7 protein-coding genes are annotated in these 16032 nt (G+C 49.4%); 3 read left to right on the top strand and 4 right to left on the bottom strand.

All coding sequences use genetic code 11. The features are described from left to right. Positions 1-328: 328 nt before the first annotated feature. Together NT073_RS11045 and NT073_RS11040 are read right to left on the bottom strand one after the other, a co-directional pair. Complete coding sequence (locus NT073_RS11045; protein WP_297372958.1) at positions 329-1774, bottom strand: SusD/RagB family nutrient-binding outer membrane lipoprotein; 1446 nt, start codon at positions 1772-1774, stop codon at positions 329-331. Positions 1775-1870: 96 nt separating this feature from the next. After that, complete coding sequence (locus NT073_RS11040) at positions 1871-5086, bottom strand: SusC/RagA family TonB-linked outer membrane protein (RefSeq protein ID WP_297372956.1); 3216 nt, start codon at positions 5084-5086, stop codon at positions 1871-1873. Positions 5087-5839: 753 nt separating this feature from the next. On the opposite strand from NT073_RS11040, the gene NT073_RS11035 reads away from it, so the two are divergent. From NT073_RS11035 to NT073_RS11025, 3 genes are all read left to right on the top strand, one after another. Beyond that, positions 5840-9094: a SusC/RagA family TonB-linked outer membrane protein gene (locus NT073_RS11035; protein WP_297372955.1), complete on the top strand. Its 3255-nt coding sequence runs from the start codon at positions 5840-5842 to the stop codon at positions 9092-9094. Between the two features lie 24 nt (positions 9095-9118). Then, positions 9119-10618 (top strand): SusD/RagB family nutrient-binding outer membrane lipoprotein, encoded by a 1500-nt coding sequence (locus NT073_RS11030; protein ID WP_297372952.1) that lies wholly within the window; start codon positions 9119-9121, stop codon positions 10616-10618. Between the two features lie 64 nt (positions 10619-10682). Next, positions 10683-11543 carry a DUF1735 domain-containing protein gene (locus tag NT073_RS11025; RefSeq protein WP_297372950.1) on the top strand — a complete coding sequence of 287 codons (861 nt, stop codon included), beginning with the start codon at positions 10683-10685 and terminating at the stop codon, positions 11541-11543. 100 nt (positions 11544-11643) lie between these two features. On the opposite strand, the gene NT073_RS11020 is transcribed toward NT073_RS11025, so the two are convergent. Beyond that, positions 11644-13134, bottom strand: a complete 1491-nt coding sequence (locus tag NT073_RS11020; RefSeq protein ID WP_297372948.1) for a glycoside hydrolase family 130 protein — start codon at positions 13132-13134, stop codon at positions 11644-11646. A 131-nt stretch (positions 13135-13265) separates the two neighbouring features. Next, on the bottom strand, positions 13266-15638 hold the full coding sequence (locus NT073_RS11015) for a glycosyltransferase family 4 protein (RefSeq protein ID WP_297372946.1): 2373 nt from the start codon (positions 15636-15638) through the stop codon (positions 13266-13268). Positions 15639-16032 lie beyond the last annotated feature (394 nt).

The raw sequence follows: 16032 nt of genomic DNA, 5'->3' as shown, positions 1-16032 counted from the left end.
AAGTTTGCGCACTTTTCCTAGCATTCAAGTCTTTTACACTAGCCGAGAAGTGGCTTACCGGAAAATATATATACCTACCGCTTAATATACATTGGGTATAGTACCCCCTTGAGAAATCCCGTTATCCCTTATATTTCTACCCTAGTCGTAAGCACTAGCACAACCCTTACTTCTCTTGCTAATCTAGTAAATAAGAATACTTAACTAGAAACAAGCATTGCTCATGCAAGAAAGGGTTTTATTGATGTACGAATTTTTAATAGTTGGATAAAGCGTAATGCAGAAAGGGGGCCGACATTGTCGCCCCCCTTTTTTATGCTACGATCAATTATTTATCCCACCAAACGCGTGTATACTGATCGTCTTTTCCCTGACGGGTCACTACTTCAGCATAGTTTTTAGCATTCAGTGTTGTTTCTGTGGTTGGGTAAGCTAACCGGCGGGGGATAGCTGTTCCACCGTTCAGGGTGGTTGGTGCCGGTTTTAAGCTTGGGTATCCCGTCCGACGCCATTCGTTCCAGGATTCGGTTCCTTGGAAGAACAACGCAATCCAGCGCTGATTCCCGATCAGCTCAATAGCCTTGGCATCGCTATAGGCAACATCTGGCTGAGCAATATAGGCGGCCAAAGCGGCATCTGTGTACGATGAACCCAACCACTGCTGCATAGACGCTTTAATTGCCGATTCATACAGGGCTTTGGCATCGCCGGTAATCCAGCCCAGCTTAACAGCTTCGGCCTGTGCAAATAACACCTGAGCATAGGTCATAATGTTAACCGGAGCCGTTTGCGCGCTAATAGCAGCGCCTGCCAGCGAATAATCCTGAGCTTTACCAGGAGCCGGGAAAACACCGTAAGGAGCACCTATGTACTCACCTTTCAGGTTTTTGGCCGCAAAGACGGTCAAACGAGGGTCGTTCACCTGCTTCAGGTAATTAACAAACGTGTTGCTCAGGGCGAAGTCTTTCCGGTTCGACCGTACGTAGTTCGTATAGAGCGGATTTTCATTGTTAGCATCCGCCAGATACTTATACTGAACGTTGTCGGCGTTTGACGCCAGTACGCCATCAGCCAGGGCCGCAGCAAACTCCGTTTTACCCTTGGCTGGGTCAACCTTCGACAACCGTAACGCAGCAATCAACCGCAGGGAAGCCGCAAATTTTTTCCAGCGGGTAGCGTTACTGGACAGCATAATATCACCGGTGACGGCCTTACCGCCATCAAACTGCGCGGCCGCTGCTTTCCACTCCTTGAACAGGTCGTTGTAAATATCCTGCTGCTTATCGAAAGCGGGTGAGAAGTTCTGATCGGCTTTCAGAGCCTGCGAGTAAGGCACATCGCCCCAGCGGTCGGTAATATATTGAAACACGTACGCTTTCAGAATACGGGCAATAGCAATCTGGTTTCCATTGGAGCCGTAGGTAGCGGCAAGTCCCCGTGTTGCTTCGTTGGTATTCTGATCGATGATCGCCTGAAGGTTCACCAGCGGCCCAGAATACAAGCCGTTGTAGCTGAAGTTGATTGTCTTGTAGCGGGAGTCCTCAATATACGTTACGTCCGAGAACTGCTGTACGTATAAAGCAGGGGCAATGTTAAACCCACCCGGTCCGACCTGTGCGTTCATTGTTCCTACCGTGCGTTCCGCCCCCGTAATCAAACTGGCTGTGTTGGGAAACAGGGCACTGTTGGGGTTTACGTTTATATCCCCAAAATCATTACAGGCCAGGGTTGTGGTCAGCAAGCCTGTAAAAAGCAAATATTTATATCCTTTCATTGTTTATTAAGTCGTTTATGAGGTCAATAGCACAGCATAATTTCCCTATCGCTAAAAACGAATTTCAGGGAGAAATAATACCTTGTTCCTATCAACTTAGAGGCCTAATCTAAGATTTACACCGAACGAGCGAACAGGAGGCAACTGACCGCCTTCGTACCAGATCGTTTCGGACTCGGAGATGTCGATACCACCGCCAATAGCACTGTAGATCAGAACCGGGTTACGGGCAATCAACGAAATATTTGCCGACTTCAGCCACTTGCCCAGCATTTGCTTCGGCAGATTGTAACCGAACGAAACTTCACGCAGTTTCACGTACGTTTTGTCGTAGATCCAGCGCTCGTTCAGAGCGAACAGCCAGCCTTCATACAAGTTCTGCGCATCAACACGCGTCGTATTTTGCTTGCCGTCTTCGGTTACGCCATCCAGCAGAACACCTCCGCCCGAAGCCGGATCATCACGCAGTGGCTTACCCAGCTCGTTCAAACCAGCTGTTTCTGCAGCCAGACCTGATCCGGCATTGAACATCTTAGTCGTAGAGAAGAATTTACCGCCAACTACAAAATCGGTATTTACACGCAGGGTCACGTTTTTGTAGCTAAAGGTATTCAACCAGCCGCCTTTAAACTTGGGCAGTACTGAGCCAAGCTCAACGTTATCCTGCTTGATGTACAAACCGGCGTTTGGACCACTGCCATACACCATGTTACGACCGTTGGCATCTTTCTGAATCCCCTGCCCTACCAGCGTACCCCAATCGCGGGGCGTGCCATCGGTGCCTGTACGGGCATTCAGCGTCAGTGTACGCCACTGCGGACCGTCGATCTGGTAGTTGGTCAGGCCATTGGCCAGTTCGACTACCTGCGAACGGTTGCGGTCAGCATTGATGTCGAACTCCCAGTTAAAGCCAGACGTCGACCGGATCGGGTTGGCGTAAATGTGCAGTTCCAGACCCGACGTGCGGATCAACCCGGCGTTTACCACGGCATTGGTGTACCCGCTCGTTGGGGCTACCGGCAGTGGGATGATCTGGTTCTTGTTGTCATTCTGATAGGCAGTAAATTCCACACCGATCCGGTTGTTCAGGAATTTCAAATCAATACCACCTTCATAGGAAGACGACAAGCCGGGCTTCAGGCTAGCATTTGGCAGTGTACCAGGCAAAAATGCCGTTGCATTGCTGCCGTAAGGCTGCCCGGACGTGTAGGCCAGGGCTGTCTGATAAGGGCCAACATCGGTACCCACCTGGGCATACCCTGCCCGAACTTTAGCGTAGGAAAGTACCTGGCTCTTGGGCAGCAACTCGGTCAGGATAACACCGGCCGATACCGACGGATACAGGTAGGCGTTGTTCGCTTTAGGCAGCGTAGACGACCAGTCATTCCGGATCGATGCTTCAACGAAGACAAAATCGCGGAAACCAACACTTACGTTTCCGAATACGCTGTTGATCCGGCGCTCATACAAATAGTTGTTAGCGAGTGGCCGGTCGATAGAAGCCGCGATGTTATAGAAACCCGGCGCCGATAAGCCTCCTACTGTAGCCTGGAAAAGCCCATCAGTACGGTTGTAACGGATGTTCCCCCCCGCGTTGGCGACGACAGACAGGTTCTTAAAGTTCTCGTTGTAGTTCACCAGCAACTCATAGTTGTTCTCGCGGCTGTTGGAGTTAAAAGTCGAGAATCCGCCTTTTTGTCCTTCATTCAGTGTACCAATCGCCACTCGTCCCTGCTGATAGTAGGCATTCTGGTCACGGCGTACCGTAGCCGAAGCTTTCAGGGCAGGAGTGAACTGGTAGGTCAGGCCAATATCGCCAAATAACCTGTCGCTCCGGTTGGTATTGGTATTTTCGTAGGCCTGAGTATAAGGGCTATCCCAGTATTTAGGAGCCGCTTCCAGTGGGCCACCGATGTTCCAGCTACGGAAGGTACCATCCGGGTTTTTGTAATTACGCAAGTCTTCCATCCGCAACTGACGCTGGAACCACTGGTTGAACATCCCGATCGTTTGGTTGAATCCGTTCAGGGTTGTGTTGGAGATACCCAGCGGGCTGTTCTGTGGCGTTGTTCCTCCCGACGAGCCATACCGGTCGGCAGGCTGGTTTTTCGTGTTTGTCGACGTGTAGTTGATATTCAAATTAGCCGTCAGTTTCTCAGCAAACTTGATGGCGTTCTTCGCACTGACATAATCACGAGACTGCGACGAATTGGGGATAATCCCGTTGTTGATGATGTGCGTATACGAGATACGGCTCTGAAAAGCCTCCGTTCCGCGCGCAAAAGCAATGTTCGTGTTGTTGCTGATCGGTTTCTCGAAGAAGTCGCGAACGTTGTTGGGCTGTGGCGAGAACGGCGTCAGCTGACCAAATTCAGCACCTGGCTGCCAGGAAAACGCCGACCGATGGGGTGAGCCATCCATACGGGGCCCCCAGCTTTCATCGGCCGAGTAATCCAGAATTTTCTGTCCATTGAACGACGACCAGGCCGCCGGATGAATGGATGGATCGAACTGGAACGTTTCCCACTCCTGCGAGTAACCACCACCGTATTCGTTCTGGTACTTAGGCAGCAGGGCTACCATGTCGAGCGTTGTACTGTGGTTAATGTCCAGACGGGTTTCACCGGCTTTGGCACGTTTGGTCGTAATGACGATAACACCAGCCGAAGCACGGTTACCATACAGGGCCGTTGCTGAGGGTCCTTTCAGAACGGTCAGGTTTTCCACATCATCCATGTTCACCTGGCTGATGTCTGTTGGCGTACCGTCTACAACGTAGAGCGGGTCACCACCCGACAGCGAGTTAACACCCCGGATGCGAATGTTGGGGTTACCAAACTTAGCACCCGACTGGCCGAGTACCTGCACACCGGCAATTTTACCGGCCAGCGCGTTACCCACGTTCTGGTCACGTGCAAAGTTTAGTTTATCGGCTTTCAAGTCCTGAACGGCATAGTTCAGTGCCTTCTTGTCGCGGGAGATACCCAGCGCCGTAACGACAACCTCCTGAAGCTGAGACGCGTCGGGGGCAAGATTAACACTGATGTTTGTTCGGTTGCCAATGGCAATTTCCTGTGTTGTGAAGCCTATAAAACTAAATACCAGCCTTGAGTTGGCTGGAGCGTTAAGTTGAAACGTTCCCTCAGCATTGCTGCTGGTTCCGCGAGACGTTCCTTTGACTGTAATGTTAACACCGGGAAGCACTGAACCATCTTCCGACGATGTGACCTTCCCACTGATGGCTACATCCTGAGCTATCAATGGAAGTGCGAATAAACACAGGACAAACTGTGTTAATAGAAATTTACGCATAGAACATGATTTAAGTTAAGAAAGAAAAACTCAAAAAAACACTTCCCCAAAATTATTAAAAATATGTTAAAATAAATATTCCGATGCAGTTGGTTTACAGTATTCCCGAGATAACAAAAAGTCATTATACAGAATAATATTTTACCCTTTTAACAATAGCCGGATTTTATCAGAAGAATATCCCTCTATCCAGTAAAAGGCAATAATTAAATTTCATTAACATGAATTTAACAGTACGTTACTCTCCATTAAAAAATTTCACTTACGATACTATTGGGGCAATAAAAGGAAGATAACTATCTAATTATCAGAAGATTTTACTTAAAAATCCAAATCATTTTGATTCGTTTGGAATCAGCATCTCTAAACTATTTTATATGGAATTTATATTTTTTTTGACTTTATAATAAGTATTTTTTCATTTCAGAATTTATTATTCTACTAACACTATAGTAAAATATAATATGGCTTATTAAGCTAAACTCAGCATAAGTAAACACAGCATTCATTAAAAAGAGAATTTAAATTTAATTACTCACTAATAAATTGAGTAATTACTGAAGTATATTTTTAGTATAAATACTCGATACTACGCATAGAAATTTACCTCACCTTTTATGACATTAATGCTAGATTAAAATCCTGTTAGCTAGCATTTTAAGTTATTGTTATTCCGAAATCCTCAAAGAAATTGAAGATTCTTTTCCCTCAACTGAGGTAGTTTATTTCTTAACTTATTTATCATCAACTTTTATGAAAAAAGCTCTAATAGGAAGCTGGCTGCTATTGCTGCTGGTTGGTTTACCTGTGCTAGCCCAGGAGATAGCCATAACTGGCCGGGTCACTTCATCAGATGATGGCTCCACATTGCCCGGTGTGAGCGTTGTCGTTAAAGGATCCACCCGCGGCACCACAACCGATGCCAATGGTACTTACCAGATAAATGCAGGCTCCGCCACAACGCTGACATTTTCGTTCGTTGGCTTCAAACCACAGGATATAGCTGTGGGCAATCGTACAACGATTAATGTAGTGCTGGCTGCCGATGCATCTACCCTCAATGAAGTTGTTGTTACGGGTTTTGGTATTCGGCGCAACGAACGTGAGATTGGCACATCTGTCACCAAGATCAACAACACATTGATCAACCAGGCAGCTCCGGTTAATCTGGCGAATGGCTTGACCGGTAAAGTGGCCGGGCTGCAGATCAACGCCGTCAACAATGGCGTCGGTTCGAACCCACGTATAACCATTCGGGGGAATCGTTCGTTTCTGGGCAACAACCAGGCTCTTCTGGTCGTTGACGGCGCCCTGACGGACGTGAGTTTTCTGTCGGCTATTAACCCCAACGACATAGAAAGCAGCTCCATTTTGAAAGGGCCGAGCGCTGCGGCTTTATATGGTTCTGACGCAGCTAATGGTGTGCTGGTCATCACTACCCGGCGCGGTACAACAAACAATAAGCCCCAAATTTCCTATACCAATAACACCCAGTTAGAAAGTGTGTCGTACATGCCAGATCTGCAGCGCCTGTATGGCTCCAACGGGGGCGAAGGCGCTCCATTTCTGGATGCCAACGGCCAGCGGCTTTACGTACCCTATGAGAACCAGCAGTTCGGTCCTCTGTATAACGGCTCGCTGCAACCGCTGGGCTATGGAGTGCAGGTCATAAATCCAGATGGCTCCATCCGAATCGACACGTTGAAGGTACCTTATTCATCAACGGGGAAGGACCCCCGCCGGGCATTTTTCAATACGGGCGTTACGCAACAGCACGATCTGGCCTACCGGGTGGGCGATGCTCAGAATTATTTTGGACTTAGTGTCCAGCGCGTCGATCAGAAAGGAATTGTTCCCAATGATAAATACAGCCGTACCAACTTCACCGTGAACGGCGGCCGGGCGGTAGATCGCTTTACGGCCAATGCCAAAATGCAGTTCACTTACGAAAATACGGATCAGGAGAACGGCGATTTCGGCCAGGGGCGCCCGCTGTACTGGAACCTGCTGAACCAGCCCGCCCATGCGCCACTCAACGATCCGCGTATCAAAGATATTAACTCCCCGTACGGCGATGTAAACGGTTATTTCAATGCCTATTACCCAAACCCCTGGTGGCAGGTAACCGGCGACAACTCTCGAGCCGTTACCAACAAATACTCGATTCAGGGGACGGCCGATGTTGGCTACAAGTTTACGGACTGGCTCAATGTTACCTACCGGGTGAGTGGTCAGGTATCCAACACACAGTTTAAATCGCACCTGGCGGCTGTTTCGTTCAGTACCTACGCGCTGGGCGACCCTTGGGGTGCGGGAAATATTCCCTCGTCGCTGAAACAGGTGAATGGTAACGTGAGTGACTACGGTCGTACTACTTCCCGCGTTACAGGCGACCTGCTGATTACGATAGCTCCCAATTTTGGGAACTTCACCACTAAGCTCATTCTGGGGCAACAGGCCCGGGTCGACAATTCGCGGTTTATCTCGACGACGGCAACCTCACTCGTAGTGCCCGGTACCTATAACATTGCCAACCGGCTGGGTAATGTGCTTGCCAGTGAGAACTCCTACCAGAGCCGATTGTTGGGCTATTTTTATGATTTTACCGCCGGGTTCCGGAATTTCGCCTTCATCAACGCTACCGGCCGTTATGATAACACCTCGTTGCTGGCCGCCGGTAACCGGTCTTATTTTTACCCCGGCGTGAATGCATCGGTTATCCTGACAGAAGCCATTCCTGCGCTGAAGGGAAGTAGCGCCCTTTCCTATCTGAAGGTGCGCGGGGGTATTGCCAGAGCAGGGAACATCAGCGTTGGGCCTTACCAGTTACAGAACGTATTTAACCCTGGTTCGGGCTTCCCCTACGGCAGCCAGCCCGGCTTTTCGCTCAGCACCCAGCAGAATGACCCCAACCTGAAACCCGAATTCACCACGAACAAGGAAGTAGGTGTTGAGTTTGGCCTGTTCGACCGGGTCAATGCCGAAGTCGTGTATTACACGATGGAAACTACTAACCAAACGGTTCCCATTCAGGTTTCGCGGGCTACGGGCTATGGCAGTGCACTGATCAACACAGGTAGCATGGTCAATAATGGGATTGAAGTGGAGTTGAAGACCCTTCGACCGATTATCAATACGGGTGGCTTTACCTGGAACATCAACACAAACTTTACTTACCTGAACAACACGGTAACGTCCGTTTATCCGAACCTGGATCGTATCAATATCACGCAGGCCAATGGTGCCGCATCGGCCAATATCTATGCCGCCGTGAATTACACCTATCCGTCTCTTTTCGGGACAGATATTGCCCGTGTACAGAATACCGACCCCACTGCTGCCTATTATGATGCTACGGGCCAGTTTGTTGGTCAGTCGATTATTAACCCATCAACGGGCTACCCTATTCTGGATGCTAACATCAAGTACCTGGGCAATACACAGCCAAAGTACCGGTTCGGTTTGAATAACACCTTTGCATTCAAAGGACTAACGCTGAATGCGCTGGTTGAGTACCGAGGTGGCAACGTGATTTATAACCAGTTGGGAAATGCGCTGGAGTTTACAGGAGCCGGTATCCGCTCGACTTACAACGGACGGCAGAACTTCATCTATCCGAACTCCGTATTGGCTACCACCAACCCCGATGGAACTACCACCTATGCGCCCAATACCAGCGTATCGACCCGCGATGGCAATCTGGAATTCTGGACGAATTCGGGCTATCACAACGCTGTGTCGAGTTATGTGACGAGTGCGGCCTTCTGGAAGCTTCGTGAAGTAGCCTTAAGCTACAACTTCCCGACCCAGTTGTTCAGCAATATCAAGTTTATTCGATCACTGACCCTGGGCTTAACGGGCCGCAACCTGTTGATGCTTCGGCCGAAAACAAACGTATTCACGGACCCCGAGTTTTCGCTGGACAATAGCAATGCCCAGGGCGTTACGAACGAATACCAGACACCACCAACCCGCCAGTACGGTTTCCGGCTGAGTGTTGGGTTTTAAGTCATACTCTTATCAACACGAAATATGAACCTCAGGAAACTTTCGATCGGGGTATTGGCAGCTTTGATGACCTTCGCGTCCGGTTGCCAGAAGAATTACCTCGACATCAATAATAATCCTAACCAGGTAACAGCCGCTACGCCGGTACTGGTACTGCCCTCTGCCCTTAGTTCGTCCGGGTCGTACTTCTCAACCAGTTTCACTTTTCTGAACTTGTGGATGGGCTACTGGAACTGGAGTGGAAACTACTCCATCGCTACGTCGGACAAAAACTACCAGTTTACCTCCAATTTCGGTACGGGCATCTGGGATAACGGGTATATAATCCTGAAAAATTACGATTACACCGAAACCCAGGCCGCTTCGCTAAAGCAACCTCTGGTTCAGGGAATAGCCAAAATCATGAAGGCACTGCACTTTCAGATTCTGGTAGATACGTATGGAAACATTCCCTATACCCAGTCGCTGCAGGGCTTAGCCTCGTCGCAGCCAGCGTACGATAACGCTACGGCGGTTTATGAGGATCTGTTCAAGCAGATTGACGCAGCCCTGACCTTGTTCAGCGATGCGGATAAACTGGCGGCTCAGGGCGGTACGGTGCTTAATCCGGGAACCAACGACATTATGTTTAAAGGAGACATTGCCAAATGGCGTCGGTTTGCCAACACGCTGAAATTACGGATGCTGCTGCGTCAGTCGGAGAAGGCCGACCGGCAGGCGTTTATTCAGACGCAGCTGGCAACGATTAAAGCCTCGGGCTATGGCTTTCTGAAAAGTGGTGAAAATGCGGCAGTCAACCCCGGCTATGCGAACTCGGCGGGTCAGCAAAGCCCGTTTTACGGCACCTACGGCTATCAGGTGAACGGCCAGCCAATTGAAGCCTATAACATTAACCGGAGCAACAAGTACGCCATTGATTTCTATCAATCGACCAACGACCCCCGGTTAGCCCGGTTCTACGCTCCGGTTGGTGGGTCAGGGACTACCTTCAACGGTACGTTTTTCGGTACCATCGCGCCAGTGGCAAACAACCAGACGTCGGGCATTGGCCCCGGTTTACTGAGCGATGTCAATCAGCCCGCTTATATTATGACCTCGCACGAGGCTTTCTTCCTGCAGGCCGAAGCCGCCCAGCGGGGCTGGATCGAAGGTGATCCAAAGACGCTTTATCAACAGGCAATCACCGAATCATTTGTCAATGTAGGCCTTACAGCGGCCGATGCAGCTGCCTATTATGCACAGGCAACGGCAAATGTGGGCTGGGATGCTTCGACGAATAAGATTCAGCTCATTGTTACCCAGAAGTGGGCCTCGCTCAACGGCTGGTCGCCGTTTGAAGCCTGGTCGGACTACCGGCGACTCGGAGTTCCAAATGTACCTATTTCGCAGGACCCCAGCACATCCGTCAAACAGATACCCGTCCGGCTGTTTTATCCACAGAGCGAATACAACTACAACAGCAGCGTAGTACGGCAGCAGGGCGATATCAATCAGTTTACATCAAAAATCTTTTGGGTAAGATAACCATAACACCGGTCAGATACCGGCAATACAAGCTCGTATCTGACCGATCCAACCACTGACGATCATGAAAAAACTTTTGTATAGCCTCGTTTTGGGCGGCCTGGCCATGAGTATGACCAGTTGCCTGAAAGATGACGAACACTTCACCAATTTCCAGGGTGTCGGTGCCGTTGCCGAGATTCCCTCATCAGCTTTTTACGGTATTGAGTACAATCAGGGCTTGCCGATTCAGACAGCCCCAACCAACTACAGCTTCGATGTGAACATTGCGTCGCCCAATCCGCCTACGCAGGATGTAACGGTTACACTTTCAATCGACCAGGCCACGCTGGATGCATATAATACGGCGAATGAAACATCGTACAAATTGCTGCCCGCCACGCTGTATCAGGTGTCGTCGCTGACGGCTACGGTGAAAGCCGGTAGCCGACTGGCTCCCATCAACCTCTCCTTTTTCTCGGGAACCGATAAAGTACCGGACCCAACGGCCTACAATGACGCTGAATACGCGCTGCCGGTTAAAATCACCAGTGCGTCGAACAACGTTGCCGTGAGTAGCAATTACGGGATAAAAATTATCGTATTGAAAATAAAGAATCAGTACGATGGCGATTACCGGGCGGTAGGTACATTCAATCACCCAACTGCGGGTACCCGGGCGATTAACAAGGATAAAACCTTGTCGACGGTCAACGGAACGACTGTTCAGACGGAATATGCCGATTTGGGCGATGCAGCTCAGATGTGGCTAACCGTAAATCCCGACAACACGGTAACGCTGACGCCAAAAGGAACCGCCAATGCAGCTACCGTTCAGTTTGGTGTGAACAAATACGACCCGGCTACGCACGCATTTACCCTAAATTACAAATACGCCGGAGCCGGTGGCGACCGAGTAATCAATGAAGTGATTACATTGAAATAATTCGTTAACTAAAAAAGCCCCGCTATCTGAATAGCGGGGCTTTTTTAGTTAGCGAAGCCGGAGTTGACGATAGTATTCCGTCTTGTAGAAAACGAAATCGTTACGCAACATTCTCAGCCGCTATGTCTTCGGTTTTGTTTTGTCCGGTAAGTTCGGTCAGAAGTTCGGCTACGTTGACGGTGGCGAAGCTACTGGCGTAGTCGGCCATGGCGTAGGGAATGATCAGTTCGCCATTGTTAATGAGTCCGCCACAGCTGTATACTACGTTGGGTACGTATCCTTCCCGTTCGTTCTCATCAGGGCTAAGAATGGGTTCGCTGGTACGGCCGATCACTTTCGAAGGATCATTCAGGTCAAGCAGAAACGCACCAATGGCGTATTTGCGCATGGGGCCAACGCCATGACTCAGCACCAGCCAACCGGCTTCCGTTTCGATGGGCGACCCGCAGTTCCCCAACTGCACATACTCCCAGTGAAACGTTGGTTTGAGAATGAGTTCTTTTGTCTGCCAGAAATACAGATCATCGGAATACATCAGGTAGATATTTTCGCCGTCCTGGCGCGAAATCATGGCGTACTTTCCGTTGATCTTCCGCGGAAACAATGCCATGCCTTTGTTGGACACCTCGGCACCATTCAGCGTACTCACGCTGAAATGCGTAAAGTCTTTGGTCTCCAGCAATTGCGGAAAGGTTACCCGGCCATTGTAAGCAGTGTAGGTGGCGTAATACGTTACGTCGCCATCGTTGTCGGTGAACTGCACAAAACGGGCATCTTCAATGCCATTCGTTTCGTTGGGCGAAGTGGGAAAAATGCATCGCTCGTCGAGGCTCTGGTCATCGTCGAAATGAATTTCGTAGTTCGACTTTGCCAAGGCCAGCAAACCGCTCGCAATGGTTTCGTATTCGGCATTGTACCGGAACTGCGCTAGTACACGTTTGATCTGCGCATCCAGTTCCGACAGCGCAAATTCGTCGCCCAGCCCTACCATCATTTTCTCCTGAATGCTGTTTTCCAGCCGCAGTTCATACAATTTACGTTCGAACTGTGCCCGGTTGAAGCGATGATTCGGAACAATTTCGGGCGATGTTACATAACGGGATGGCTGCCGGAGCACAATTTTACCGGCTTCATCAATATACCCCATCCGAAACGAAATAGAGGACACATGTCCTTCGCCCGTTGCCCGTAAACTTAGTATAAAGCGTTTATAGCCGGGTGGAACATTGGTTTGGTCTGGGTGCCAGATCATCGACGGATTGAACAGGGCTGCTGATTCGAGCGAGTATTCCATCGTAAAATATGCACCAAGCAACAGTTTACGGTCCTCCGTCAGTGGCTCATCCGTCAGCAGATGTGCTTTAATCTGCTCAAATCGATTTAGCAGAAACCGCTCTAGTTTATAATGTCGGCCGCCAAATTCGCGGATAACCTCATCCAGTTTTTTTCCGGCCTCTTCATCCGTCATGCTACCCACTCTGGCCACAATCTTCAGTGTTCGGGTGGTGCTCCCCAGATCAAACGGGCGAAACAGCACACGGGTGGGGTCTGGCCGAAGCACGATGCCCGTACGAATGGCTTTGATACTCATCTGTTTAAAAACGTTAGTAGGTAAGGCAGGTTACAAAGCTGCAAAAGAGTAAGTACCTCATAAACCAGTTTTATAAGGTACTTACTCTTGTACAACTTAATCAATCATTAAGTTATTATTCCGGCCTGTTATTACCCATTCATTAAGGCGGGTACTGGCATGCTTACATTGACAGCTTTGGTATCCGGACGTTGCTTCTGCACTGTATACAGCTCAGCCAGCGCCAGCAGGTAGGAAAGCGTCGATTCGGCGCCCTGGTTCTGGTTGACCCGATCGATGTGCAGCCCATCGCGGCAACCGCCGGTTTGCTGATCGTACAACGGCAAGCCCAGGTCATTAAAACCTGAGAACCACTTGAATATCCGAATGGCCGTCCGGTGCCACTCGTCTTCACCCGTGACCGCCAAAGCGGCCAGACAGGCAGAAACCGTACTCTGAGCTTCGAGTGGTTGCTGATCGAAAAAGGCACGGGGTTGCCCTTTGGTATAGAAGCCGTTGGAGCCTATTGGCTGGAAATGGCCATGTGGCGATGTTTGCAAACTGACCAGCCACCTCAACGAATTCAGGCCAATGTTGACCAGATGCGAATCACCCGACCGGATCAGCACGTGAGCAAGCACGGCGTTGTCGTACGACAGCGTGTTTTCAAACCAGGGCCATTCTTCCGTCGCTGTTTCGGTATAACGGAACGTCAGTTTATCGAGCAATTGGCGCTCAATGGTTTTGGCCAGCCGGTCGTCATTGAATTTTTTCTGGTACTCATAAATACCAAGTAGCGCGAAAGCCCACGAGCGGGGCGACGACATCGACACCACCGTTGGCAATACTTTTTCGAACAGGCTCATGGCCCAGGTAACCGTGTTACGGTCAGAAGATTGCCCGATGCAGGTACCCAATGCCCAAATGGTGCGTCCGGTGCTGTCGTCAGACCCGAATTCTTCGAGCCAGCGCCGGTCATAGCTCATGAAGTTACGAAAACGGCGGTGTTCATCAGTATACGCGTGGTTGATGAACGCACAGTAGTTATCGGCTGCTTTTGCCAGTTTAGGATCGCTTAATCCGGCCGTATTGATAGTCAACGCCAGAATTAGCGCACGGGCGTTATCATCCGTGCAATAGCCCTCTTCGTAGAACGGCAGGTGATGCCGGGCATGTTGAACGATACCGGTCGAATCTGTCAGGCGAAACAGGTGATCGAGTCGCAGGGTAGGTAACTTAAATGTAGCACTGCTATTGGACCCCATCGTATATAAAGCCTGATTATTAAACGTACTCATGCGCTCCTGGCGGGCGTGGGCAAATGAATTGGCATAGGCATTTATGGCCCGCTCCCAGATCATCTCCCGGCCCATCAAATAAGCCTTTTTACGCATCTGATGGCGGGTAGCCTCATCGGTCAGCAGGTTGATAATCTCGGCAGCAATTGCCTCCGAATCGCCAAAAGGAACCAGAACACCCCGTCCGTCGGCCAGCAATTCTTCCGCATGCCAGTAAGGTGTTGACACAACTGCTTTTCCACAGCCAAAGGCATATGATAGCGTTCCGGAGGTAATCTGGGCCGGATTCAGGTAAGGCGTAATGTAAATATCGGCCGCACCCAGGTATTCGAGCAGTCCATCCAATTCGACAAACTGGTTATAGAACCGGATATGATCGCGAACACCGCAGTCGCTGGCCAGTTTTTTGAGGCTATCTCGGTACGCTTCCCCTTCATGCTTGAGCAGGTTCGGATGCGTAGCGCCCAAAACCATATACACCACATTCGGGTACTGCTCAACAATACGGGGCAGCGCCCGGATTACGTTTTCAATGCCTTTATTCGGCGAAAGCAGGCCAAACGTCAGCAAGGTCTGCTTACCTTCCATTCCAAATTTATCTTTAAAGAAATGCGGATCGACAAAGGGCATGTCGGGAATACCGTGTGGAATAAGGTCTATTTTTTCTTCTGGAATCTCGTAGATATTGATCAGGAAATCGCGGCCCTTCTCCGACATACACACTACTCGCGATGATAGATCGGCAATGCTTTTCAGCACCAGCAATTGATCTTCATTGGGGTCTTTAAGGATGGTGTGAAAGGTGGTCACGATGGGCATCGTAAGATTTCGCAGCAGCGTCAGAATATAATTTCCTGCCGGACCACCGTAAATACCGTATTCATGTTGCAGGCAGACGACATCTACATCTTTGGAATTCAGAAACTCGGCCGCTTTACGGTAGGCGGGCTGGTCGTGCTGATAGAAATCGTATCGAACTTCAGACGGATAGTCATATCCCTCGGGTGTATCATTAACGGATACCACCAGCGCACGGGAATCCGGAATAAACGAATTATACGACTGGTAGAGATCGGAAGTGAAGGTAGCAATGCCACATTGGCGGGGAAGGTAGTCACCAATAAATGCTACATTCTTAGGATTGTGGCCCCATACTGATGCGTCTAAATCTGGTTGTTCAGAGTGCCGGTTAGATAAGCTTCCGGTGCGGTGCGTATGAGTTGTCATGATTGTTCTGTTAGGGAATTTATAAATACCACAAAGTCTGTTACTATAATCGAGTTATAGACTCTTTTGTTTGGTTTTACGAAAGGATTTAACCGTCTTGCAATGACGGCTTCCTTCATTACAAATTATTATCCAACAAAAACTTCATTTTACCCTATAATTTATGGATTAATATTGCTGCATACGAAAGGAAATGTACAGGACAACAAGTATATCGATCAATATAATTAACTACTTTTTTTCGACTTTCATGAACGAACTTACCAATTACATTAACTCTTTCTGATGCGTTTGTTGTAGTCCGCTTTCACACCGATTCCGGGTTGATTCCCAAATGACAGCGCGTATACTTTATCAGCGTATAAGCCAGTTATAGTATACCCCTCTTACCTGC

It is taken from the genome of Spirosoma sp., from assembly GCF_026391055.1.
Lineage (GTDB): Bacteria > Bacteroidota > Bacteroidia > Cytophagales > Spirosomataceae > Spirosoma.
Note: the sequence above shows the minus strand (reverse complement) of the source record. Positions and strands in the feature narration are given on the sequence as shown.

Coding starts and splice junctions, on each gene's coding strand:
- NT073_RS11045 (WP_297372958.1), bottom strand. CDS start 1,774: ATGAAAGGATATAAATATTTGCTTTTTACAGGCTTGCTGACCACAACC.
- NT073_RS11020 (WP_297372948.1), bottom strand. CDS start 13,134: ATGAGTATCAAAGCCATTCGTACGGGCATCGTGCTTCGGCCAGACCCC.
- NT073_RS11025 (WP_297372950.1), top strand. CDS start 10,683: ATGAAAAAACTTTTGTATAGCCTCGTTTTGGGCGGCCTGGCCATGAGT.
- NT073_RS11015 (WP_297372946.1), bottom strand. CDS start 15,638: ATGACAACTCATACGCACCGCACCGGAAGCTTATCTAACCGGCACTCT.
- NT073_RS11035 (WP_297372955.1), top strand. CDS start 5,840: ATGAAAAAAGCTCTAATAGGAAGCTGGCTGCTATTGCTGCTGGTTGGT.
- NT073_RS11040 (WP_297372956.1), bottom strand. CDS start 5,086: ATGCGTAAATTTCTATTAACACAGTTTGTCCTGTGTTTATTCGCACTT.
- NT073_RS11030 (WP_297372952.1), top strand. CDS start 9,119: ATGAACCTCAGGAAACTTTCGATCGGGGTATTGGCAGCTTTGATGACC.